This window comes from Pseudomonas sp. LPB4.O (assembly GCF_038383825.1).
GTDB lineage: Bacteria > Pseudomonadota > Gammaproteobacteria > Pseudomonadales > Pseudomonadaceae > Aquipseudomonas > Aquipseudomonas putida.
Map to the genome: position 1 here is coordinate 3,407,101 of NZ_CP151298.1, position 22,728 is coordinate 3,429,828.

At 63.9% G+C, this 22,728-nt stretch carries 25 protein-coding genes; 11 read left to right on the forward strand and 14 right to left on the reverse strand.

Annotated elements, in window-relative coordinates; genetic code table 11:
- Window positions 1–13: 13 nt before the first annotated feature.
- Window positions 14–568 (forward strand): DUF2589 domain-containing protein, encoded by a 555-nt coding sequence (locus MRBLPB4O_RS15300; protein WP_341795755.1) that lies wholly within the window; start codon window positions 14–16, stop codon window positions 566–568.
- A gap of 19 nt (window positions 569–587) precedes the next feature.
- Here MRBLPB4O_RS15300 and MRBLPB4O_RS15305 read toward each other — a convergent pair whose 3' ends face one another.
- From MRBLPB4O_RS15305 to MRBLPB4O_RS15315, 3 genes are read right to left on the reverse strand one after another with little or no spacing between them, the layout of a single operon-like run.
- Complete coding sequence (locus MRBLPB4O_RS15305; RefSeq protein ID WP_341795756.1) at window positions 588–4,262, reverse strand: translocation/assembly module TamB domain-containing protein; 3,675 nt, start codon at window positions 4,260–4,262, stop codon at window positions 588–590.
- Window positions 4,259–6,001: an autotransporter assembly complex family protein gene (locus MRBLPB4O_RS15310; RefSeq protein WP_341795758.1), complete on the reverse strand. Its 1,743-nt coding sequence runs from the start codon at window positions 5,999–6,001 to the stop codon at window positions 4,259–4,261. The genes MRBLPB4O_RS15305 and MRBLPB4O_RS15310 overlap by 4 nt, the downstream gene beginning before the upstream one ends.
- 52 nt (window positions 6,002–6,053) lie before the next feature.
- Entirely contained in the window at window positions 6,054–6,704 is a 651-nt protein-coding gene (locus MRBLPB4O_RS15315; RefSeq protein ID WP_016499993.1) for a GNAT family N-acetyltransferase, read from the reverse strand.
- Window positions 6,705–6,866: 162 nt separating this feature from the next.
- Here MRBLPB4O_RS15315 and xthA point away from each other — a divergent pair, with 162 nt between their 5' ends.
- Entirely contained in the window at window positions 6,867–7,679 is an 813-nt protein-coding gene (gene xthA / locus MRBLPB4O_RS15320) for an exodeoxyribonuclease III (protein ID WP_174371378.1), read from the forward strand.
- 180 nt (window positions 7,680–7,859) lie between these two features.
- On the opposite strand, the gene MRBLPB4O_RS15325 is transcribed toward xthA, so the two are convergent.
- Together MRBLPB4O_RS15325 and MRBLPB4O_RS15330 are read right to left on the reverse strand one after the other, a co-directional pair.
- Window positions 7,860–8,612, reverse strand: coding sequence for an anti-sigma factor (locus MRBLPB4O_RS15325; RefSeq protein ID WP_341795759.1), 753 nt, complete (start codon window positions 8,610–8,612; stop codon window positions 7,860–7,862).
- Window positions 8,609–9,130, reverse strand: coding sequence for a sigma-70 family RNA polymerase sigma factor (locus MRBLPB4O_RS15330; RefSeq protein ID WP_341795760.1), 522 nt, complete (start codon window positions 9,128–9,130; stop codon window positions 8,609–8,611). The genes MRBLPB4O_RS15325 and MRBLPB4O_RS15330 overlap by 4 nt, the downstream gene beginning before the upstream one ends.
- A 123-nt stretch (window positions 9,131–9,253) precedes the next feature.
- Here MRBLPB4O_RS15330 and MRBLPB4O_RS15335 point away from each other — a divergent pair, with 123 nt between their 5' ends.
- The 5 genes from MRBLPB4O_RS15335 to MRBLPB4O_RS15355 all read left to right on the forward strand — a co-directional run bounded on the left by MRBLPB4O_RS15335 (window position 9,254) and on the right by MRBLPB4O_RS15355 (window position 13,057).
- A complete protein-coding gene (locus tag MRBLPB4O_RS15335; RefSeq protein WP_341795761.1) occupies window positions 9,254–10,306 on the forward strand; it encodes a catalase family peroxidase in 1,053 nt (350 codons plus the stop codon).
- Window positions 10,303–10,836 carry a cytochrome b gene (locus MRBLPB4O_RS15340; RefSeq protein ID WP_016499998.1) on the forward strand — a complete coding sequence of 178 codons (534 nt, stop codon included), beginning with the start codon at window positions 10,303–10,305 and terminating at the stop codon, window positions 10,834–10,836. The genes MRBLPB4O_RS15335 and MRBLPB4O_RS15340 overlap by 4 nt, the downstream gene beginning before the upstream one ends.
- An 86-nt stretch (window positions 10,837–10,922) precedes the next feature.
- Entirely contained in the window at window positions 10,923–12,128 is a 1,206-nt protein-coding gene (locus MRBLPB4O_RS15345) for an MFS transporter (protein WP_341795762.1), read from the forward strand.
- An 81-nt stretch (window positions 12,129–12,209) separates the two neighbouring features.
- Window positions 12,210–12,755, forward strand: coding sequence for a cupin domain-containing protein (locus MRBLPB4O_RS15350; protein WP_016500000.1), 546 nt, complete (start codon window positions 12,210–12,212; stop codon window positions 12,753–12,755).
- A 2-nt stretch (window positions 12,756–12,757) separates the two neighbouring features.
- Window positions 12,758–13,057 carry a hypothetical protein gene (locus MRBLPB4O_RS15355; protein ID WP_341795763.1) on the forward strand — a complete coding sequence of 100 codons (300 nt, stop codon included), beginning with the start codon at window positions 12,758–12,760 and terminating at the stop codon, window positions 13,055–13,057.
- Here the strand turns inward: MRBLPB4O_RS15355 and MRBLPB4O_RS15360 are convergent.
- Together MRBLPB4O_RS15360 and MRBLPB4O_RS15365 are read right to left on the reverse strand one after the other, a co-directional pair.
- Window positions 13,030–13,644, reverse strand: a complete 615-nt coding sequence (locus MRBLPB4O_RS15360; RefSeq protein ID WP_341795764.1) for a 2-hydroxychromene-2-carboxylate isomerase — start codon at window positions 13,642–13,644, stop codon at window positions 13,030–13,032. The genes MRBLPB4O_RS15355 and MRBLPB4O_RS15360 overlap by 28 nt on opposite strands.
- Window positions 13,645–13,673: 29 nt before the next feature.
- Complete coding sequence (locus MRBLPB4O_RS15365; RefSeq protein ID WP_016500003.1) at window positions 13,674–14,405, reverse strand: SDR family oxidoreductase; 732 nt, start codon at window positions 14,403–14,405, stop codon at window positions 13,674–13,676.
- Between the two features lie 89 nt (window positions 14,406–14,494).
- On the opposite strand from MRBLPB4O_RS15365, the gene MRBLPB4O_RS15370 reads away from it, so the two are divergent.
- Entirely contained in the window at window positions 14,495–15,058 is a 564-nt protein-coding gene (locus MRBLPB4O_RS15370) for a TetR/AcrR family transcriptional regulator (RefSeq protein ID WP_016500004.1), read from the forward strand.
- On the forward strand, window positions 15,045–15,638 hold the full coding sequence (locus MRBLPB4O_RS15375; RefSeq protein ID WP_341795765.1) for a DUF4157 domain-containing protein: 594 nt from the start codon (window positions 15,045–15,047) through the stop codon (window positions 15,636–15,638). Before MRBLPB4O_RS15370 ends, MRBLPB4O_RS15375 begins: the two co-directional genes overlap by 14 nt.
- Window positions 15,639–15,678: 40 nt before the next feature.
- On the opposite strand, the gene MRBLPB4O_RS15380 is transcribed toward MRBLPB4O_RS15375, so the two are convergent.
- The gene (locus tag MRBLPB4O_RS15380) at window positions 15,679–16,671 is read right to left on the reverse strand and encodes a bile acid:sodium symporter family protein (protein WP_016500006.1); all 993 of its coding nucleotides are present in this window, start codon (window positions 16,669–16,671) and stop codon (window positions 15,679–15,681) included.
- Between the two features lie 119 nt (window positions 16,672–16,790).
- Here MRBLPB4O_RS15380 and ampC point away from each other — a divergent pair, with 119 nt between their 5' ends.
- Complete coding sequence (gene ampC, locus MRBLPB4O_RS15385) at window positions 16,791–17,933, forward strand: class C beta-lactamase (RefSeq protein ID WP_341795766.1); 1,143 nt, start codon at window positions 16,791–16,793, stop codon at window positions 17,931–17,933.
- Window positions 17,934–18,233: 300 nt separating this feature from the next.
- Window positions 18,234–18,566 carry a hypothetical protein gene (locus tag MRBLPB4O_RS15390; RefSeq protein WP_016486521.1) on the forward strand — a complete coding sequence of 111 codons (333 nt, stop codon included), beginning with the start codon at window positions 18,234–18,236 and terminating at the stop codon, window positions 18,564–18,566.
- 46 nt (window positions 18,567–18,612) lie between these two features.
- On the opposite strand, the gene MRBLPB4O_RS15395 is transcribed toward MRBLPB4O_RS15390, so the two are convergent.
- The 6 genes from MRBLPB4O_RS15395 to MRBLPB4O_RS15420 all read right to left on the reverse strand — a co-directional run bounded on the left by MRBLPB4O_RS15395 (window position 18,613) and on the right by MRBLPB4O_RS15420 (window position 22,629).
- Window positions 18,613–18,924 (reverse strand): hypothetical protein, encoded by a 312-nt coding sequence (locus MRBLPB4O_RS15395; RefSeq protein ID WP_016500009.1) that lies wholly within the window; start codon window positions 18,922–18,924, stop codon window positions 18,613–18,615.
- A 142-nt stretch (window positions 18,925–19,066) separates the two neighbouring features.
- Entirely contained in the window at window positions 19,067–19,255 is a 189-nt protein-coding gene (locus MRBLPB4O_RS15400; protein ID WP_003253897.1) for a hypothetical protein, read from the reverse strand.
- A gap of 138 nt (window positions 19,256–19,393) precedes the next feature.
- Window positions 19,394–19,714, reverse strand: coding sequence for a YbjQ family protein (locus MRBLPB4O_RS15405; protein ID WP_016500011.1), 321 nt, complete (start codon window positions 19,712–19,714; stop codon window positions 19,394–19,396).
- Between the two features lie 69 nt (window positions 19,715–19,783).
- Entirely contained in the window at window positions 19,784–20,668 is an 885-nt protein-coding gene (locus MRBLPB4O_RS15410) for an EamA family transporter (RefSeq protein WP_229609908.1), read from the reverse strand.
- A gap of 128 nt (window positions 20,669–20,796) precedes the next feature.
- Window positions 20,797–21,552 carry a class II aldolase/adducin family protein gene (locus MRBLPB4O_RS15415; protein WP_341795767.1) on the reverse strand — a complete coding sequence of 252 codons (756 nt, stop codon included), beginning with the start codon at window positions 21,550–21,552 and terminating at the stop codon, window positions 20,797–20,799.
- A gap of 33 nt (window positions 21,553–21,585) precedes the next feature.
- Complete coding sequence (locus tag MRBLPB4O_RS15420) at window positions 21,586–22,629, reverse strand: ABC transporter substrate-binding protein (protein ID WP_341795768.1); 1,044 nt, start codon at window positions 22,627–22,629, stop codon at window positions 21,586–21,588.
- Between the last annotated feature and the right edge of the window lie 99 nt (window positions 22,630–22,728).

Genomic DNA, 22,728 nt, shown 5'->3' on the forward strand with positions numbered 1-22,728 from the left:
AGGAGTCGAGCCCATGAACAAGCCCCCTGCCCCGATGACCTCCATCGACCTGCGTGAGATCACCCGTGGCCTGCAGGAAGCCGCAAGCGCCACCAACAGCCTGATTGCACAGCAGTACATCAACCTGTTCGACCAGTTCTTCGAGTGCGACAGCGACGCCTTGGGCGCCCCCATGAAAGCCAAGATGGTCGAAGTGGCCATGGATGGGCAGCACATCATGCGCGTCCCCCTGTTTGCACTGGTGTCGCCCAAGGGCCTGGCCCTGGAGCGCATGCAGGTGGACCTGTCGGTCCGGGTCAAAGGGACCGAAGCACAACAGGCACTGCTGACCGCGAGCGAGAACAAGGCTGCCAGCTTCAAGGTCACCATCGGTGGCCAAGGCCGTCAGGGCGAAGGCCGTGACCCTGACGAAGTGCAGATCCGCATGCAGTTCCAGGCCAGCGAGCCGCCGGAAGCCCTGAACCGGCTCATCGAGGAGTACACCAGCCTGATCACCCCGGTACGCGCCCCCGGCCCACTGCCCTCGCCCGACACCAACGAATACATCGAGGCGGCCACTGTCCGTTGACGGCCGCCCCGGCACCGCTTCAGAAATCGCGCTTGTAGAAGATGTCCAGTGAGCTGGCCAGCCCACTGGCAGCTTCCAGGTACACCTTCTTGCTCAGCTTGTAACGCAACGCGATGGTGTTGGCAGGCTCGAACACACCCACGCCGTAACGCAGGCTCAGCTTCTCGGTGATGTTGCCGCTGGCGACCACGCTGGTGCTGTTGCCCGAGCCTTCGGTGTCCAGCTGGAAGTCGTCGATCCCCAGGCTCGATGCCAGGCTGCCGGTGATACCGGCACTGCCTGCCAGCCCCAGGCCCAACGCTGCCTCGGCAAGCATGTTGTTGTCCTCGCCAGAGTTGCCCAGAGGCCGCCCCAGCACGAGGTACGACAGCGCCTGCTCCTGGCTCATGGCCGGTTCCGAAAACACCTTGGTTGTGGGTTGCTCGGCACTGCCGCTCAGGCGGATACCGGCAATAACATCATCGACCGTGCGGATGGCTTCGATGTCCAGGTACGGCTGGTCGATCGGGCCGGCGAACAGCAAGCGCGCACGGCGGATGGTCAGGCGCTGGCCGTAGGCACGGTAACGACCGTCAGCCAGGCTCAACTCGCCACGGGTGTCGAGGTTGTCGCCGATATGCACGTGGCCAAGCAGGTTGGCGGTCAGGCCAAAGCCACTGAACGACAACTTGTCGCGGCCCACCTCGACATCGATGTCCATGGCCATCGCCATGGGCGGTTTGCCCTCTTCGGTCTGGTGACCGACGATTACCGTGTCATCCGATACCTTCACGGTCGACGGTGGCAGTTCGCGCACGGTGATCTTGCCTTTGGGTACTTGCACCTTGCCGGTAACCGCCAGTTTGTCGTCGATCAGGCGCAAGGTCAGGTCCGGGGCGACCTCCAGCGTTGCATAAGGCTCGACCGTGACCGGCAGTTGCTGGCCTTGCAGGCGCAAGTCCATGCCCAATGCCTGCCCCCACGTGAGGTTGCCACTCAACTGGCCGCGCCCTGCATCGCCGCTGCGCCAGTTGCCATTGAGTTGCACCTGCTCGCCGGCGATCAGCGCCTGCAACGTCAGGTCCTCAAGGCTGGCCGGCAACTCGGCGCCACTCACTTCGCCACCGCTGAGCATCAGGTTGCCGTTGACCTGTGGTGCCAGCAAGGTGCCTGAAAGCCGCCCACTGCCGTTGAGCTGCCCGGCCAGGCGTTCGACCATCGGCACGAACGGACGCGCCACCGACAGGTCCAGCCCGGCCAGGCGGAAATCACCTGACAGAGGCTTGTTCTTGCCCAACGGGTCGAGGCGCGTATTGACGTTCAGCTCGCCCAGGCGCTCTCCACGGAACGCCAGGCGGGTATCGATACGCTGTGGCGCCAACGTGCTGTCGACACGCAGGGCCTGATAGGGGAAATCGACCCAACGGCCCTTGTCGCGCACACGCAGCGTGCCGCCACTGGCATCAATGACAATGTTGCCTTTGGGGCCGCTGGCCGGGATGTCCAGATTGATATCCGCATTGAGCAGGCCCTGCCAGGCGAAGTCTTTTGGCAGCCACTGGGCAAGGCTGTCGAGCGGGAACTGCTTGAGGTGGTAGCGCAAGCGCGGCTCGGGCGCCAAGCGCTGGTCGTCACCACACAGGCTGGCCTGGCCAGATCGCCAGCAATGGGCACCGAAGTCCAGCTGGCCGCTGGCCAGACGCTGCAGGCGTGCCGGCGATTGCAGCTGCCAATCCTGGCCACCGGCCTGGATACGCCCACTCGCAAGGCGGCCACGCCAGTCACCCTTGCTCAACTGGCCATCCAGTCCGAGGTCAAGCTTGAGTTGCGGGCCATCCAGCGCCAGGGTCAAGGCTTGCTGGCGAATGTCGCCTTTGCCGTTGGCCTGCAGCGTGCCCAATGCCGTGTCGCCCAGGTGAATGCCAGTGGCCTTTAGCTCGATCACACCGCGCTGGGCGTTGTCCAGGCGGGCATCCAGGTCCAACTGTTGCAGCCGGTTTTCGGCCTGGGCCAAGTGCTGGCCCTGCAAGGTCAGCGTGCCTTGAGGAGCCTGCAAGGTGCCGGCAACATCCAGCCGGCCCTTGACCTGGCCTTGCAGCCTTGGCCACAGCTGGCCCAGGCGCGGGAGGTCAAGGTCGATTCGCCCGGCCAGGCGCTGCTGCAAGCTGCCACTGCCGTTGATACGGTTGTCACCCAGCTGGATCGCCAGGGCGCCGAGTGTCCAGTTCTGCCCCGCCCCCTGGGCCTCAGCCTTGAACACTGCCGGCTGGCCGCGCAGGCGGCCCTTGAGATCAAGCTGGGCATCAAGGGTGAGCACCTCGCCCTTCATCTCGCCCTTGCTGCGCAGCGGACCCGCCAAGGTGCCCGGCAGCTCCGCCAGCCAATAGGCCGGGTCGAGCGCCGAAAGCTGCAAGTCGACATCCCAGGCCAAGGTGTCGGCAAAACGCACGGCCACACTGCCGGCGGCCTTGCCTTGCCCGGCGGTCAGCGCCAGTTGCGGCAGTTTCACCTGGGTCAGGTCACCTTCGAACGGGCTGACCAGGCTGAACGCCCCTGCCGGGCCGTCCAGGTCGCCTTTGAAGGTGCCCTGATAATTGCCATTGCGATAATGCACCTGCGTATTGAAACGCTTGAGGGTAACCTCGGGGGGTGTCTCCAGCGGGTACAGGCGCAACCACGGGAAGTCCTGCCAGTCCAGCTGCGCATCGGCGGTCAGGCCTTGCTGCCAGTCGGCCGTGGCCTGCAGTTTCACGCGCTGGGTGTCGCTGGCGGTCAGGTCAAGGGCATCGAGCCTGGCGCCTTTGCTGTCGACCAACCCGGACAGCGCCAACGCGATTGGCGACTGTTCAGCCGGCAGGCTGGCCGTTCCCGACAGTTGATAACCCTTGAGCAGGTCGCCCTTGGCATCAAGCTTGAGCTGATTCAACTGCAAGGTATCGGGCAGCGAGCCCGCCGGCTTGAACGCCTCTGAACGAATCTGCAGGGTCGCCGGCAGGTGCTCGGCCAACGCCTGCAACTGCCCGTTCAGCGTGGCGTCGAGGTAACCGCTGCTGGTGCCCGCAAGCTTCAGGGTCTTTTGCAATTCGCCGGTGGCGGTCAGTGCCAACTGCCAGGGTTTGCCGTCCACGGCTGGCAGTTGCAGCTGCGCCTGGAGTTGCACTGGCCAGTCACCTTCGGGCTGCAGGTCGCCCTGCAGGTTCAATTGCAGGTCATCGCGCTGCAGGTGCAGGCTGTCGATGCGCATCCCGGTGCCGGTCCAGTGCGCCGCCAGTTGCAAGTCACCCAGCAGGTCGCTGCCATCCAGCCGCAGTTGGCCGACCTTGACCTCGCCCAGTTCGATGGCCAGCGGCAAGCGCAGCGCCGGCAGCTGCAGCGGGCCGCTTTCGGCCGGCTCGGCACTTGGCGCAAAGGCCATGTCGATGCGTTGTGCCTGCAACCGGTCGATGCACAGGGTGGCGCGCAGCAGGCAGGCAGGCGACCAGGCCAGTAGCGGTGCCTGCAACTCTACCGTGCTGCCACCGTCGGCCCAGCGCAGCATGCTGGCCTGCCAGCTACCCGCCAGGCGCCCCTGGAAATTGGTCACCTCAAGCCCGGGCACCTTGCCCAGCGCCCAGCGGCTACCCGCCTCGGTACCCAGCAGCAGGCCTAGCACCAGGCCCAGGCTCGCGACTACCCCGAGCAGGCCCAGCAGAATGTATTTGATCACGCGTTTCACAGCTCAGGCCCCATGGAAAAGTGCAGGCGAATGCCCCCTTCGTCATCCAGCGCCTTGGCCAGGTCCAGGCGCAATGGCCCGACCGGCGAAACCCAGCGCACACCAAAACCGACACCGGTCTTGAGGCTGGGCAGCTCAAGGTTGTTGAACGAGTTACCCTGGTCGACAAACGTCGCGATCCGCCACTTTTCGGTCAACGAATACTGGTACTCGACACTGCCGGCCACCATGTAACGCCCGCCGATGCGGTCGCCATCGCTGTTTTTCGGTGACAGGGTCTGGTAGTCGTAGCCACGCACGCTCTGGTCGCCACCGGCGAAGAAGCGCAGCGACGGCGGAATGTTGTTCTTGAAGCCATTGGTCGCACTGCCGCCGAACTGTACGCGACCGAGCAAGCGGTGGTTCTGGCCAAGCGTGGTCAGGCCCTTGAGCAGTACATTGCCGTGCAACAGGTTGGTGTCGGAAACCAGCCCTTCCTTGGCCGCCTGTACATCGAACTGCAGCCGGTAGCCGTTGTGCGGATCGATGCGGTTGTCACTGCGCAGGAAGGAATAGCTCACGCCAGGCATCAGCAGGTTGCTCAGCCCGGAATCGTCACCCAGGCGATACTCCTCGCGCTGGTACTTGAGCGAAATGACCCGCTGCCAGCCACTGGGCAGCTTGCTGTGCCACTCGGGGCCGACTGTCAGCAGTTTGCTGAGGGTATCGGTACCGGCAAGCTCCTCGTTCTGGTAGCCGCCGGCGAAGCGCAACTTGTCGGTCAGTGGCGGGTCGAGGGGGATGTCGTACCACAGGCCAACGTTCTGCCGCGGTGCCGACAGCTCGGTTTCCCAACCATAACTGTGGCCCTGCGGGTTGACCCAATGGCGGGTCCAGTTGGCCTTGCCACGCGGACCGACGTCGGTCGAGAAGCCCAGGCCCAGGCCCATGGTGCGTGGTTTGCGGGTTTCCAGGCGGACATCCACCGGGATTTCTTCGCCCACCGCGGCGGTGGGCGCAGCATCCACCCGCACGCCTTCAAAATACCCGCTCGATTGCAGGTCATTGTTCAGTTCGGCAATCAGTTCCGAGTCGTAGGGGGTGCCCGGCTGGAACGACACCATGCGCTGCAGCAGGTCATCGTCCAGCGGCGTGTCGCCGCCGAAGGTCACTGCGCCCAAGTGATAGCGCGGACCACTCTGGTAGACCAGTTCGATATCGGCCACACCGGCCTGCGGGTCGACGGCCAGGCGCTGGCTGCTGAAGCGGCCACTGAAAAAACCGTAGCGCGACGCCTGGTTCTGGATCAGCCGCTTGGCATCTTCGTAATGGCCGTGGTTGAGTTGTTCACCTGGGCGCAGTGCCTTGCTGTCGGGCACACGGAAGGCCTTCATTTCGCTGGCGGGGCCTTCGATGCGCACGGTCACGTTGCGCAGGCGGATCGGCTCGCCCGGGTTGATGCTGAGGATCAGTTGCGGGGAATGGTCTGCGTCTTTGGGGGGCTTTACCTCGGTATCGATCTGCGCCTGGTAGTAGCCAAGTGCCTGCGCGGCTTTGCGCGCCTGCTCCTCTGCCCCGCGACTGAAGCGTAACAATGCTTCTTCATCGCGGTCACCAAGGGTGCCTATATAGCCTTCGACATTGGCCTTGAGCGCTTTGTTGGCTGGTTTTACCTTCACCAGCAACTCGCTCTGGCCCCATGCTGCGAAACTGGCGGCCCAGATAACCAGGCCCCAGGTCAATCTTCCTGAATACGTCATGCGGCAAATGCTACCAGAGCCAGACGCTCAAGGGAGCCGCCTGGCGGGATGTTCAGGCAAAAGTGGAGGTTGAAGAGACTGGATTGGGATGGAAGAAGACCCGTTCCCGGATAGGTCCTACGGCGACCTCACCAATTTCTTCATAGCCCTGGCGCTGGTAAAAGGCCAGGTAATGCTCATTGCCGGTGTCGAGCACCACGCCCTGGGTGCCTGGTTGATCCGCGCACCAGTCGTGCACGGCTTGTAACAATTGCTCCCCGTAATGCTTGCCCTGAAATTGCGGATGTACCCCCAGCAATGGCAACACATGCACCTGATCGGTGGGCAGGCAGGTGGACAGGGCGGCCTGGTAGTCCATGTAACGCCGCGTGCAGCGCAGGCCAGTGCCGAGGATCATGCGCAGGCGCCAGGCCCAGCTGTCGGCAACGCCCAACCGGCGCACCGGCGGCACGATCAGGGCCAGGGCAATCAGGCGGTCGTCCACCAGCAAACCGATGGCAGGTAACTGCAAGTAAAAGTGCTGACGCACCCATTCGCGCACCATCACCCGCAAGCGTTGCTCATACCCTGGGCGCTGGGCTTCGAAGATATAGGCAAAGGTAGGTTCGTGGCGGTAGGCGTTGTACAGCAGCGAACGCGCCTCGCGGCTGTAGCCGTCATCGAGCAGGCAGACTTGAGCCGGAGCGGCAGTGGTTTCGGGCATTGCGGGCAGACCTCCTGGAATGGGCGTACATTGCCTTGGAGGTGCACCACCGCGCTTCGTTCACCCCCTACAGCACGTTAGCAGCAGGCTTCCCAAGCCGCCATGCTGGTGATGTGGGGCGATGTCGGCTAGCATCCCGCCTTTTACCGGGATCGTCTTTCCATGAAGATCGTCTGTTTCAACATCAACGGCCTGCGAGCCCGCCCGCACCAGCTGGCAGCGCTGATCGAAAAGCACCAGCCGGACGTAATCGGCCTGCAGGAAACCAAGGTCAGCGACGATCAGTTCCCGCTGGCCGACGTAGAGGCGCTGGGTTACCACGTGCACTACCACGGCCAGAAAGGCCATTACGGCGTGGCGCTGCTGTCGCGCCAAGCCCCGTTGAGCCTGCACAAGGGCTTTGCCACCGATGAAGAAGAGGCCCAGCGCCGCTTCATCTGGGGCACCTTCGCCGATGCCGATGGCAACCCGATCACCATCATGAACGGCTATTTTCCCCAAGGCGAAAGCCGCGACCACCCAACCAAGTTCCCGGCCAAGCAGCGTTTCTACAGCGACCTGCAGGCACTGCTGGAAGGCCAGTTCCGCAACGACCAGCCACTGCTGGTCATGGGCGACATGAACATCTCGCCGCAAGACTGCGACATCGGCATCGGCCCGGACAACGCCAAGCGCTGGTTGAAGACCGGCAAGTGCAGCTTCCTGCCAGAAGAGCGTGAGTGGATGGAGCGCTTGAAAGGCTGGGGCCTGGTTGACAGCTTCCGCCACCTGCACCCGGACGTGACCGACCGTTTCAGCTGGTTCGACTACCGCAGCCGTGGTTTCGAGGACGATCCCAAGCGCGGCCTGCGCATCGACCTGATCATGGCCTCGCAGCACCTGGTGCCGCGCATCAAGGCAGCGGGCGTGGACTATGAACTGCGTGGCATGGAAAAGCCCTCGGACCATGCGCCGATCTGGCTGGAACTGAGCTGATCGCCGGGGGCCATATCCGCATCACCGCCGCCCTGTGGGAGCGGCCTTGTGTCGCGATAGGGCTGCATCGCAGCCCCAGCAATGTAGACGTTGACGCAGAAATCCTGGGGCCGCTGCGCGGCCCTTTCGCCACACAAGGCCGCTCCCACAGTAAGTGTGTGGCGCTTTCGACCTCCGCACTCACAAGCCCAGCCGCAACGCCTCCCCCACCCCGGCCCCACGGACATCGTCCGCCGCGCTGACCAGGGCAAAGTTGTAAGCCCCATGCGACCAGTAACGCGCCTCCAGCTGGCCATCGACCCGATGCCCGTCCGGCATGCGCCGATACAGCTCGCCCGGTGAGCGCAAGAACAGGCTGATGCGCTGGCCCTTGCCATCCTCAAACACCAGCAGCGCCGCCGGCCCCTGTTCGTTGCTGAGCAAGCGCGCCCCCACCGGTTTGAAGCCATAGCCCGCCAGGTCCGGCAATTGCCCCACGCGGCTGAAATGCCGCCCCAACCAGTCGCGCAACTGCCCCGCATCACTGGCCTGGATATCCAGCGCCTCGCTGCCGGCAAACAAACGGTGCGCCTGGACGGCATCGGCCATGGGCAGGTCGACTCGTGCCAGGGACGCATCGCGCACCTGCCAGCCGCCCAGCCCTCCCACACCCAATGCCAGCATCACCACCGCCGCTGCGGCCCACCGCCGCTGCCGACGCTGGCGCAATTGCCGACGCACCTGCCCAAGGTCCAGCTGCGCCGCCCCAGGCAGTTCGCCAAACCCGGCCAGCGCCGTACGCAACCGGCGGGCATCGGCGCGCCAGCCCTCCACCCGTGCCGCCGCCTGTGGGTTGGCCGCCAGCCAGGCCTGCACCTCGGCCCGGCGCACAGGCGCCAGGCGCTCATCGACGTAAGCGTGCAATTCGTCTTCGCTGGGGATCAGACGCGTCATTTCAGTCTCCGCAAGGCCGGTGGCTGGGGGTTGCCCTCGGTCAGTTCGCGCAAGGCACTGCGGGCGCGCGACAGGCGCGACATCACAGTGCCGATAGGGATGCCCAAGGCCTGGGCGGCTTCCTTGTAACTCAAGCCTTCAATGCTGATAAGCAGCAACAAGGCGCGCTGTTCGGCTGTCAGCCGGGCAAACGCCTGCAAGTCGGCCTGGGCCAGGACACTGGCCTCAGGGTTGGCCCCTTGCGGCTCCTCCTCGTACTCGGCACGGCCGAACCAGGACAGCCAGCGCGCATGCAGGCGGTCGCGGCGCTTACCATCAAGGAAAAGCCGATAGAGGATGGTAAACAGCCAGGCCCGCAGCGCCTCGGCATCGCGTTGCTGGTCGCGTCGGCTGAGGGCCCGCTCGACCGTGGCCTGCACCAGGTCATCGGCGCTGCCCGGCTCGCGGGTCAGCCACACGGCAAAGCGGCGCAGGCGGGCCAGCAGCTCGCGCCACTGGTGGTCATCCAGATCGTGCATGGAAAAGTCCCGGCCTTTGAAGTTGTCATTGTAAAGGCAGACGCCTGCCAGGAAATTCTATTCCCGCCGATGGAATAAGTTTTTCCCTGCCGCGTCGTACTGGCACCTTCACCAAACCGGACGATGACCATGAACTCACCTTTGCACGGCCCGGCGAAAGCCGTGCGCCTGGCTGCAATCGGCGCCGTGATGCTGGCCGCAGGCGCCGGCTTTGCCTACGCCGCCGGCTGGCTCGGCGAAAGCCGGCTGACGCCACAGCGTATCATCGACACCTTCGAGGCCCAGGCCGGGCATTACCCAGGCTACCGGAAGAACCATGCCAAGGGCCTGTGCGTCAGCGGCTACTTCCAGGCCAGCGGGCAGGCCGCCAACCTTTCTACTGCGCGCGTCTTCAGCCAGGCACGCGTGCCGGTAACCGGCCGTTTCGCCATTGGCGGTGCCAACCCGTTCGCACCGGACACCGGCATACCCGTGCGCAGCCTGGCCATTCAGCTGAGTACCGACGACGGGCAGGTTTGGCGCACCGGCATGAACAACCCGCCAGTGCTGGCAATCAGCACACCGCAAGGGTTCTACGAGCAAGTGCTGGCCAACACGCCGGACCCGGCCACCGGCAAACCGAACCCTGCCAGCCTGCAGGCGTTTTTCGCAGCCCACCCGGAGAGTGCGGCGTTTCGCCAATGGGCGGCGGGCTATAAGCCCAGCAACAGCTTCGCCAGCACCCAATACCACAGTATCAACGCCTTTCACCTGATCGACGCAGGCGGCACGCGCCACCCGGTGCGCTGGCAGCTTGAGCCGCAAACCGCGTTTGCCGCGCTGCCCACCCTGATCGATGACAAACAGTTTCTACAACACGACCTGCAGCAACGCTTGGCCCAGGGCCCTTTGCGCTGGACGCTTCGCCTGGTGCTGGCCGAACCCGGCGATGCGGTGGACGACCCTGCCCGGCCCTGGCCTGCCGAGCGGCGCAGCGTAGACGCCGGCACCCTGGTGCTGGAACAGGTCGACGCCCCTGAGCAGGGGGCATGCCGCGACCTCAACTTCGACCCGTTGATCCTGCCCCGAGGCATAGAGGCATCTGCCGACCCGATCCTCGCCGCCCGTTCGGCTGCCTACTCGGAATCGTTCAACCGCCGCAGCCGTGAATCGCTCAGCACCGGAGCCCGCCCATGAAACCCGAAGCCTTCCACCCTTTCGCCCGCCTGCTGCACTGGCTGATGGCCGTGCTGATCCTGGCCATGCTGTTCATTGGGGTGAGCATGGTTGCAGACCTGTCGCTACGCCACCCTGTACTGATCGGGTTGCACAAGGCCACCGGCCTGGCACTGCTGGTGCTGGTAGTGCTGCGTATCGGGGTGCGCCTGGCCGTGCCTCACCCACCCTTGCCGCGAGACCTGCCAACCCTGCAGCGCTGGGCCGCCGGGGCATCGCACTTGCTGCTCTATGGCCTGATGCTGGCCATGCCGCTACTGGGCTGGGCCATGCTGTCGGCTGGTGACTACCCTCGCCCGCTGGGCTTGCCCGCCATCGCCCCGCACAACCTGCAACTGTATGCCGTGTTGCGCCTGGCACACGGCTGGGCCGGCTACCTGCTGTTCGCCACGGTGCTGGTGCATGTGGGTGCAGCCTTGATGCACGCGTGGGTGCGCCGCGACGGCGTGTTGCGTAGCATGTGGCCTGGCCCCCTGCGCCGCAGCGAATGACCTGCAGCAGCCCGGGGCATTCGACAGTCAATAATCGTTCTTAATAAGATCGGCTTTCTATTTGCCTTACTGCCCTGGACTGCCCTATGAACGTCGCAAAGGATCCTGCAACCCTGAAACCTGCCAGCACCCTGGACTTGCGTCCGCTGCTGCTGGCCAACATGGCCTGTACCATGTCGATGATGGCCTTCGTCGCCCTGATCGGCCCGATTGCCCGCCAACTCGGCATGGCCACCTGGCAGGCCGGCGCTGCCGTGACGGTGGCCGGCGTAGTCTGGGTGCTGCTGGCCCGGCCCTGGGGCCGTGCGGCAGATCGGCTGGGCCGGCGACGTATCCTGTTGCTGGGGACCGCCGGCTTCACCCTGGCTTACTGGCTGTTATGCCTGTTTGTCGAGGGCGCGCTGCGCTGGCTGCCGGGCGCGACCGCAGCGTTCATCGGGCTGATGGTCGCACGCGGCTGCATCGGCGCCTTCTATGCTGCAATCCCGGTAGGCTGCAACGCGCTGATCGCCGACCATGTCGAGCCGCAGCGGCGTGCCCGGGCCATGGCTTCGCTGGGGGCGGCCAACGCGGTCGGCCTGGTAGTAGGGCCGGCACTGGCGGCGCTACTGGCGCGGCATAGCCTGAGCCTGCCTTTCCATATCATGTCGCTGCTGCCGGCCAGTGCCTTTCTCGTGCTGCTGTTCACCCTCAAGCCGCAGGCGCTACCCCACAACCATGCCCCGAGCCCGGTGCGTTTGAACGACCCACGCCTGCGCCGGCCCTTACTGGTAGCGTTCAGTGCCATGCTCAGTGTTACCGTGTCGCAGATCATTGTCGGCTTCTTTGCCCTGGACCGCCTGCACCTGGGCCCGGCAGAAGCTGCCCAGGCCGCCGGCATCGCTTTGACCACGGTGGGCGTGGCACTGATGCTGTCACAGGTACTGCTGCGCAAACTGGAATGGCCGCCACTGAAAATGATCCGGGTAGGCGCTACGGTTTCGGCCCTGGGCTTTGCCTGCGGCTCGCTCGCGACCACCGCACCTTGGCTATGGGGCTGCTACTTCGTCGCGGCCGCGGGCATGGGCTTTGTCTTCCCGTCGTTTTCAGCGCTGGCGGCCAACGCCATGCACGCCTCCGAGCAAGGTGCCACAGCCGGTTCCATTGGTGCGGCCCAAGGCATGGGCGCGGTGATCGGTCCACTGGCCGGCACCCTGGTCTATGCCCTCGATCCGCGCCTGCCATTTCTGGCCGTGGCCGCGCTGTTGCTGCTGGTAGGGCTATGGCCGATGCCGCGCGACCAGCGTGCCTGAGAAGCACAGCGCGCAAGCGTGCAGAGTGTGTTTTAATGCGCATCGCTCATTATTTTTTACACCTCTGATTACAAGGCGGCTATGGACACGGGGACGCGACTCAAACTGGTGCGTGAACGCAACAACCTCTCCCAACGGGAACTGGCCCGCCGCAGCGGGCTGACCAATTCGACGATCTCGCAGATCGAGCAGAATCGCGTCAGCCCTTCGGTCAGCTCCCTGAAAAAACTGCTCGAAGGCATTCCCATGAGCCTGGCGGAGTTCTTCAGCTTCGACGAGCCGGTGCGAGAAGAGCGCTTTGTGTTCCGCGGCGGCGAGCAGCCCGATCTGGGCCGTAACGGCTTGCGCATGCTGCTGGTCGGCGCCAGTGTCGAGGGCCGGCAGATGCGCATGCTGCGCGAGCTGTATGCACCGGGCGCGGATTCCGGCGAGCCGATCGTGCATGCCGAGGGCGAAGAATGTGGCCTGGTCACTCGCGGCACCGTAGAGCTGTGGGTCGATGGCCAAGTCAGCGTGCTCAGCTCGGGCGACGGCTACTACATCCCCACTACCCTGCCGCACAGCTTCAAGAACATCGGCCCGGACGAGGCCGAGATCATCAGCGCCAACACGCCGGCGAACTTCTGACCTTGACGCGCAGCGCTTCGCTAAACACCCGGGCCATCTACCAGAGCCTGCGCAACGCGGCCCTTGGCGTGCATCACCTTGAGGTGAGTGCACGCCGCGATGGCGGTTTGGTCGATGTCGACATCCAGGGCTGGCAGATGACGCTGGCCCTCGATCCCGAAGGCCTGGCGCATTGCATCAGTTGCCAATCCCCTGACGGCCAGCAGGCCGGGACCGAGGACTGGCAGCGCTACGGCACCAACCCGGTCGACCTGCTCAGCCTGTGGGAACGCACTCAGCTCGAGAAGCTGCTGGCCCGCTGACTTAACGCCTCCTCGACAAAGTCCAGGCGGTCCTGCCCAAAGAACATTGCCTCACCTACAAAGCAGGTCGGCGCGCCAAACACGCCGCGTTCGACGGCCACCTCGGTCGCCTGCTTGAGCGCTGCTTTCACTTCAGGGTCAGCCGCCAGCGCGTGAAACGCCTGCGGGTCGAACCCTGCCTGGCTCAGTGTTTTATCCAGAACGGCGCTATCGCTCAGGTTGCAACGCTGCACCCACAGCCCATTGAACAGCACCGACAGCAACGCCTCCAACCGCTCTGGCGAGCGCAACTGGGTGCCCATCACCCCGCGCATCAAGGCCAAGGTATTGACCGGAAACCCCGGCGGCAGCCCGAACGGTACCCCATAGCGCGCGGCAAAGCGTGCCAGGTCGGTGAACATGTAGCGCCCCTTGGCCGGGACCATGGCCGGCGAAGCATTGCCGGTAGCCTGAAAAACCCCGCCCAGCAGCATTGGCCGGTAATGCAGCGTGGCACCCTGGCGGGCACACAGGCCTGGCAGTTGGGTCCAGGCCAGGTAGCTGGCCGGGCTGCCCAGGTCAAAAAAGAAATCGACAGTCTTGTGCATGGTTACGGTCCTTGCGTGGTGAGAGGGGCTTACCAGCGTTCCATCCAGGGGCGCAGGTCCAGTTCGAACGTCCAGGCGTCTCGGGGCTGGGCGTGCAGAAACCAGTAGCTGTCGGCAATGTGCGCCGGGGCGAGGATGCCGTCCTGGTCCTTGAGGGCATAGCGCTCGGGGAAGCTGTCGCGGATGAAGGCGGTGTCGATGGCCCCGTCCACCACCACATGCGCGACATGGATATTCCGTGGCCCCAACTCTCGCGCCATGCTCTGGGCCAGGGCGCGCAAGCCGTGCTTGGCCCCGGCGAAAGCCGCGAAACCTGCTGCACCCCGGGTGCCAGCGGTGGCGCCGGTGAACAGGATGGTGCCGCGCTCACGCTGGACCATGCGCCGGGCAACCGCCTGAGCGGTAAGAAAGCCGGCGAAGCAGGCCATTTCCCAGATCTTGAAGTACTTGCGCGGGGTTTCCTCAAGGATGCTGCAGGGGACATTGGCGCCGATATTGAAAACAAACGCCTCGATCGGGCCGATATCGCGCTCGATAGTATCGACCAGCGCTGCCACCTCCTCCTCCTTGCGCGCATCGGAGCCAAAACCATGGGCCTGGCCGCCAGCAGCGCGGATTTCCTCCAGCAGCGGTTGCAGCTTTTCTGCCTGCCGCCGCGTCACGCAGGCAATGTAGCCCTCCCGGGCAAAGCGCTTGGCAATCTCGCCACCGGTGGCGTCGCCCGCACCGATCACCAGCACTACTTTTTGTTGTTCTGACATGCCTGCCTCCATTGGTGAATGATCGTTTAGTAAACGAACGCTATGTTATGATCCCCGTCATCGTCAAGCCCGCCTGCAGAGGCAAGTGAATGCGTTATTCCAACGAACACAAGCAGCAAACTCGCGAACGTTTGCTGAGCAGCAGCGGTGCGCTGGCCAAGCGTGGGGGCTTTTCCAGCACTGGCGTCGCCGGGCTGATGAAGGCAATCGGCCTGACCGGCGGCGCCTTTTACAACCACTTCCCTTCCAAGGATGACCTGTTTACCGAGGTGGTACGCCAGGAGCTGCACAACAGCCCGCTGGCCCGCCTGGCCACTCAAGGCGCCAGCCGCGAGCGCCTGGGCCGCTGCCTGCAGCAGTACCTGAGCCTGGCCCACCTGCACAATGCCGAAAGCGGCTGCCCGCTGCCGCCGCTGGGTGTGGAAATCGCCCGGGCCGCAGCACCGGTGCGCGAAGAGGCCGAGCACTGGCTGGTCGACCTGCACCAGGCCTGGAGCGCAACGCTGGAGGATGATCAGCTGGCCTGGGTGCTGATCAGCCAGTGCGTAGGTGCATTGATGGTCGGGCGCATGCTGGCCACTGAGCATGTGCAGTCGCAAGTGCTGGACGCAAGCCGCCAGTTTGTCGAAAAGGCCCTGCATGAAGTGGATTAGCCTGCTGCTGGGCCTGACGCTGGCGCTGCCCGCGCTTGCCGAACAAGCCTGCCCATCCGGGCAGTATCAAGTGTGCCTGATGGGCTGTTTTTGTGCGCCGATAGACCCTGGTCAAGCGGGCCAGATTCTAAAGGATGTGGAGGTCATGGCCTCGTCCAGCCTCACGTTCGCCTTGCGCCAGGCCAGGGATGAGGCCACCGCCAGCGGCGTCGAGCCGATCCCGCTGCATATCCGTGCGCAACTCGAACCCTGGTACGACTTTGCCGTGCTCGATGCGGCGCGCTTCCGGGTGGGTGACGAACAGCAAATGAGCGCGGCCAACGCGCTGCTGCAGAACCCCGACGTGAGCGCCGTGACGCTGATCGACACGATCATCTTCCGCCGGGCCGGCGATGCCGAGGACAACGTGGCCCTGTGGGCGCACGAGCTCAAGCATGTACAGCAGTACCAGGAGCTGGGCGTGGAGGAATTTGCCCGACGCTATACGCGCAACTATGACGACCTGGAGGGGCCGGCCTACAAGATCGAGGCTGAAGTCGGCAAGGCGCTGCGCGAACGCGCTTCGGGGCAGGCCCACTGATATCAGTTACTACGCGATCCCTGTGCAGGAGCGCATGCGCTCAGGACGCCGCCGAGGCCTCTTCAGCGTCCTGCTCACGGCTGGCATAACGCTGCGCCAGCACCGCGCAGACCATCAGCTGGATCTGGTGGAACAGCATCAGCGGCAGGATCATCGCGCCAATACCGCTGCCCACGAACAACACCTGGGCCATGGGCACGCCCGTAGCCAGGCTCTTCTTGGAGCCGGCAAACAGAATGGTGATGCGGTCCTCAAGGTCGAAGCCCAGTGCCTTGCCAAGCACGCGGGTGCCAAACAGCACCACCGCCAGCAGGATCCCGCACACGACGAACAACCCGGCCAGGTGCTGCGGCGATACCGTGTGCCACAAGCCCGTGACCACGGCTTCGCTGAAGGCGGTATACACCACCAGCAGGATTGAACCCTGGTCCACCACCTTGAGCCAGCGCGCATTGCGCTTGACCCAGGCGCCGATCCAGCGCCGCGCAATCTGCCCGGCAACGAACGGTACCAGCAGTTGCAGGGTGATCTTCAGCACGGCATCCAGGCCAGAACCGGTGTCACCACTGGCGCCCAGCAACATCATCACCAGCAAGGGGGTCAGGAAGATGCCCAGCAGGCTGGATGCCGCCGCGCTGCAAATGGCTGCTGGCACGTTACCGCGGGCCAGCGAGGTGAAGGCGATGGCCGACTGCACCGTGGCCGGCAAGGCGCACAGGTAGAGCACGCCCAGGTACAACTCGTTACCCACCAGCGGCACGAACAGCGGCTTGAACGCCAGGCCAAGCAGCGGGAACATCACGAATGTGCAAGAGAACACCAGCAGGTGCAGGCGCCAATGCCCGGCACCGGCAATGATCGCCTCGCGCGACAGCTTGGCGCCATGCAGGAAGAACAGCAGGCCGATGGCCAGGTTGGTCAGCCAGCCGAAATACACCGCACCATCGCCCGAGCAAGGCAGCACGGTGGCGATCAGAACGACCCCGAGCAAAGCCAGGGTGAAATTGTCGAATAACATCCGCAAATACTTCATCACAGTGTCCGTCTTGTCATTGTGCAAGGGCAGACGATAAGGTCTACGGCTTTTCGGCGCTAACGCCGGAACCCCCATCGGTATCGCTCAACGGACACGTTCCGCAAAAGGACCCGCTCATGCCCCTCTCCCGCCCGGCCGCGCTAGCGGCTGTCATCGCACTGGTTCTGGGCCACACCGGCGCCCAGGCCGACGACCAGTTGCAAGCCAAGGTCGACCAGATCATCCGCCCGTTGATGCAGGAGCAAGGTATCAGCGGGATGGCCGTGGCGATCTACGCACGCGACCATGCGCACTATTTCAGCTATGGCGTGGCCAGCAAGGCCGACAATGTGCCCGTCAGCCGAGACACCCTGTTCGAGATCGGGTCGCTAAGCAAGACCTACACCGCCACCTTGGCCGCGCTGGCCAGCGCCGAGGGCAAGCTGGACCTTGACGCCCCGGCCAAGCGCTACCATCCGGCACTGGCGGGGGCGCCCATCGGTGATGCGACGGTGCTGGAACTGGGCGCCTACAGTGCCGACTGCCTGCCCTTGCAGTTCCCCGATGCGGTGCAGACACCGCAGCAAGTCGTCGATTTCTTCCGCCACTGGCAACCCCGTGCCAAACCCGGCACCCAGCGCTGCTATTCGAACCCCAGCCTTGGCCTGTTCGGTGACCTGGCCGCCCGCGCGCAGCATCAACCGTTTTCTACACTGATGACCGAGGGCCTGCTGGCTAAAATGGGCCTGAAAAACACCTACCTGCACGTCCCGGCCAGTGCTCAGGGCCTTTATGCCCAAGGTTACGACGCCGCCGACAAACCGGTGCGCGTCGGCCCCGGCCCGTACGCCGACGAGGCCTACGGCATCAAGACCAGCGCCAGCGACCTGCTGCAGTACGTGCGGCTGCACATGCAGCCGCAGGGCCTGCCACCGGCACTTGCAAAAGCAACCGCCATTACCCAGCAGGGCTACTTCCAGGTCGGCAGCATGACCCAGGGCCTGGGCTGGGAACGTTATCCCTACCCAGTCACGCTGGGTGCCCTGGTAGATGGCAACAGCGCGCGGATGATCCGTGAACCGCACGCAACCACGCGCTTGCAACCGGCCCTGCCGCCGCTGCCAGCGGCCTGGTACAACAAGACCGGTGCAACCAACGGTTTCGGTGCATACGCCGCCTTTGTGCCCAGTGAAAAGCTGGCAGTGGTGTTGCTGGCGAATCGCAATTACCCGAACGAAGAGCGGGTTCGTGCAGCCTTCGAGATACTGTCCGGGCTGTAGTGCGAGCAGCGATTGTCGAACAAAACGACAGAAATGTAGTGCGCAAAAAAAATCACTACAAAACCATTGACGCCTCTCATCGCCCTTGTGCATGATGAAGCCGTCTCCCTGATCGGGAGCGGTGGCAAGGGTGTTCCAGACGGCTTGCGCGGTAACGCAGGCCGTCCGTGGAGAGGGAACTGTCCAAAAGGCAGCGTGAGAAAGCCCCTGTTGCGATGCTGCTGTAGCAGCGTTGGTAGTGCGCTACACCGTGTTAGCGCCAACTGTGAAAATCACCTACGAATGGGTAATGGGGGCTTTATGATGAACTTGAACAACAATCCGACTATCGATCAACTGGCGCAGCTGTTCGCCGTACGCAAGGACAGCCTTGACGATCACTTGCTGTGGGTCAGCCAAACCGGTGAGGTGCGGCTCGACCGCCTGCCACCGAACACGATCGAAGATGAATTTGAAGAGCACCTGCCCAGCATGCGTGCCCGCTTCAAGGTCTACCGCCGTGGCCAAGGCTACGTCGGCAAGAAGGCCGCCGCCGACACCGAGTTCGTTGGCCGCGTCCTGCAGACCCTGCAACAAGAATGGCCCGCCGCCCGTGAGCGGCAGGCAGTCAAGGTGATCGAACCGCTCAACTGAGGGTTCTCACCCTTAAGCAAGCCCGGCCCGCATAGGCCGGGCTTTTTCATGCCTGGCGCCGCTGCCGGCGGCTTTGCGGCAATGGCAAGGCTCCGGTAGCCATCGCACGGGCGCGGTCGACACCCCACACCAGGGCGCGGGTCATGGTCTCCCCTGGCCGCGCAGGGTAGTACTCCTCCAGCAATGCCCGCCCATCCCCGGCATACAACCCCAAAAACAGCTGAGTCGCCCCCAGACGTGACAAGCGCACCTGCACATCCAGCGTGGTGCCGTCACTGAGGACTTCGTCGTGGCTGCGGCTGTGCAATTGGGCGTCGGCCCACTGCCAATAAGTCTGTTCCCTGACGCGCATGAGCATTCAATCCTCCGTTGCTGGAATGCCCCGACAGAAAACCACAACCTCACCCAGCCGGCGAGCGCAACCCGGCAATGCCATGAGGCGGATCAATAAAGCGCAATAAAAACCCCGCCATTGGGCGGGGTTATGTACGGGGGCGGGATCACTTCTTCAGCGGAACCCGCGGCATGAAGCGGCCTTTTTTACTGCGTTGCAGATGTGCAGGCTGGAGCTGTTCGGAATCATCCAGCGTCATGTGGGCGAACCCCAGGCGGAAGGCCGCCTGGCCGCAGCGCACTTGGCTGTTGATGGGGAACGCATCGTTCAGGTCTTCGAAAAAGGATTCGCTCATGCCCTGTCTCCCTCCAGTGGCAGTCGCGCCGGCAACCAGAAGAGTCGCCCAGAAAACGCGGCCTGTGAAAAAGAGACTAGCTGGTCATTTGCGGACCACCCGGACAAGAGCTTTGCAGCCGACCAGTGGCAGACTGCTCTACTTCAGGCGCACCGCTGTGCCGGTGGCAAATACCACCACCATGCCGCCCTGCACTGACGGCATGCTGATCTCGAAATCCACACCCACTACCGCGTCGGCGCGCAACTGCAGTGCCCGCGCCTTGAGTTCTTCGGTGGCCTGCTCGCGTGCTTCACGCAGGGCGCTTTCCAGGGTTTGCGAGCGGCCGCCGAAAAAGTCGCGAAAACGCGCAAAGAAATCGCGTACGAAGTTGATGCCCTGCACCGATTCGGAGCTGACCACGCCCAGGTATTCGGCAATCGGGCGCCCTTCGAGCTGGCTGGTGGTGGAAATGATCATGAAAGCGCTCCGTCGGCCTGGATAAAGAGGCCGATTCTAACAGAGCGCCGAGCACCCTATTTGCGCGGTTTACGCGCTGACTGCCCGCAACCTTTGCCCGATACGCGCGCCGAACACGTTCACCAGCAACCCCGCCATCACCAGCAAGGCGCCCCAGCCCTGGATGGCGGTCAGGCGTTCGCCCAGCAACAGCGCCGACGAACTCAAGCCAATCACGGGTACCAGCAGCGAGAACGGTGCCACCTTGCCGGCCGGGTGGCGCGACAGCAGCTTGCTCCACAGGCTGTAGCCGAGCATGGTGGCGACAAAGGCCAGGTACACCAGGGCCAGCACCGAGCTCCAGCTGATGTTGGCCAGTGCATGGCCGATCCGCTCCGGCCCTTCCAGCCACCAGGACAACGCCAGGAACGGCAGTGGCGGTATCAGCCCGCCCCAGATCACCAACGCCACCAGGTCAACCGAGCCAAAACGCCGGGTGATGATGTTGCCCATGCCCCACATGGCACCAGCGCACAAGGTCAGTACCAGTGCCAGCAGGGGCACATGGCCGCCATCTTCGCTGCCAATCAACGCCAGGCCGCTGGCCGCTACCAGCAGCCCCAGCACACTGGCCACGCGCAGCCGTTCACCGAGAAACAGCGCGGCAAAACCCAGGGTAAAGAATGCCTGAGACTGCAGGATCAACGAGGCCAGCCCAGGCGGCATGCCGCTGTACATGGCCTGGAACAGGAAGGCAAACTGACCCAGCGAAATCGTCGCGCCGTAGGCGATCAACCAGCGCCAGGGCAGTTTCGGCCGCTTGACCAGCAAGATTGCCGGAAACGCCACCAACAAGAAGCGCAACGCCCCCAGCAACATCGGCGGCAAGCCATCGAGGCCTACCTTGATGACCACGAAGTTGACTCCCCAGGCGACGATCACCACCAGGGCGATGAGCAGGTCCTTAAGCGGCATTGCAGCGTCCTTCCTCAGGCTTTATATACATATTTCGTTACAGCATAAGATGATTCCCTCAAATGGGACCATTACAGTTGCGGCCAAGGGTTGCGCAACAGTGACTGTTCCTGGCCGCTGGACGGAGTTCAATCCTGATAACCAGGCGCTACCCGCTCCAGCATCCGCAACAACGCCGCCCACGCCAGCTGCAGCGCATCCGGGTCGGTCAGCTCACCCTGCTTCAACTCCCTCCCCGGCGCGTTGAACTGCCGCTCGGTATGCGCGCACACTTCAGCCGGCGGCAGTATCAGTTGCCCGGCACTCTGCGCTGCCAACTGGATCTCACAAGCCTTCTCCAGGTAGTACATGCGCAGGAATGCTTCGGCCACGCTACCCCCGGTGGCCAGCAGGCCATGGTTGCGCAGGATCATCACCGGCTTGTCGCCCAGGTCGGCAACCCACCGCTGCTGCTCGTCCATATCCAGCGCGATACCTTCATAGGCGTGATAAGCCACTTGGCCGTAAAACTCCATGGACATCTGGTTGACCGGCAGCAGCCCGCACTCCAGCGCAGCGACCGCGCAACCTGCACGGGTGTGGGTGTGCAGCACGCAGTGGGCGTCCTCGCGGGCGGCATGAATGGCGCTGTGAATGACGAAGCCAGCCGGGTTGACCGGGTGCGGCGAAGGTTCGACCGGCCTCCCCTGCAGGTCAATCTTCACTAGGCTGGAGGCCGTGATTTCGTCGAACAGCAGGCCGTACGGGTTGATCAGGAAGTGATGCTCCGGCCCTGGCAGGCGCAGGGATATGTGGGTGAAGATCAGGTCGCTCATGCGAAAATGCGCGATCAGCCGATAACAGGCGGCGAGTTCCTGGCGCAGGCGCTGCTCCGTTGCGTTCATGGTCGATATCTCTGTAGATGAAGTGGCCTGAAACTACTTGCTCGCCCAAGCATTGAAGCGCTGTTCCAGCTCTTCGCCATGGTCGACCCAGAATTCCACATTCATCGCCAGCGCCCCTTGCAGGTTCTGCGGCGCAGTGGGTACCCAGCTGGCCAAGGCCGGGTCCAGCCTGGCAGCTGCCTGGGTGTTGGTCGGTCCATAGGGAATCTGCTGCACATAGCGCACCTGGGTATCAGGCTGGTTGGCATAGGCAATCAATCGCTTGGCCTGGTCGACATGCCGCGAGCCTTTGATGATGGCCCAGTAGTCCATGCCATACAGGCTCCCAGGCCATACCACGGCCAGCGGGCTACCTTGTTGCGCCGCTACGGCGATGCGCCCGCTGTAGGTCGAAGTCATTACCACATCACCTGCAGCCAGCCACTGCGCAGGCTGGGCGCCCGCGTCCCACCACTGGATATAGGGCTTGAGTTCGCTGAGCTTGGCGAACGCACGCTCGACCCCGGCCGGCGTCGACAGCACCTTGTAGACCTCCTCCACCTTCACCCCATCGGCCAGCAGCGCGAACTCCAGGTTGTACACCGCACGCTTGCGCAGGCCTCGCTTGCCCGGGTACTTGTTCACGTCCCAGAAGTCGGCCCACGAGGCCGGTGCCTCAGCCAGCTTGTTGCGGTCGTAGGCGATGGCCACGCTCCACACCAGCGCAGCCGAACCGCAGTCCTGAGCTGCATCGGGGATCAGCTCGGCGCCATGGCCCAGGCGCTGCCAGTCAAGGTGTTCGTAGACCCCCTCTTCACAGCCGCGCATCAAGTCAGGCCCCTCGATCTGCACCACGTCCCAATCGACGTTGCCGGTGTCGGCCATCACCTGGATTCGCGCCATCTCGCCGTTGTATTCGCTCTGGATCAGCTTGCTGCCATCCTGGGCACTGAAGGGCTTGAAGATGGCCTCATCCTGGGCCTTCTGGCCGGCGCCGCCATAGCCCACCACGACCATCTGCGGCGCGGCATGCGCGCTGCCCAGGCCAAGGGCAAGCAACGTTGCGCATAGGCCAGGAACACGGGGTATTACCTGCATCGTAGCTTCCTCCTGCCGGTGCCCCAAGGGCCCGTTTTCTTGTTGTTGTGAGGTCACACCCTCGCGGTGAGGGTGAACAAAACCTAGTCGCGCACCAGT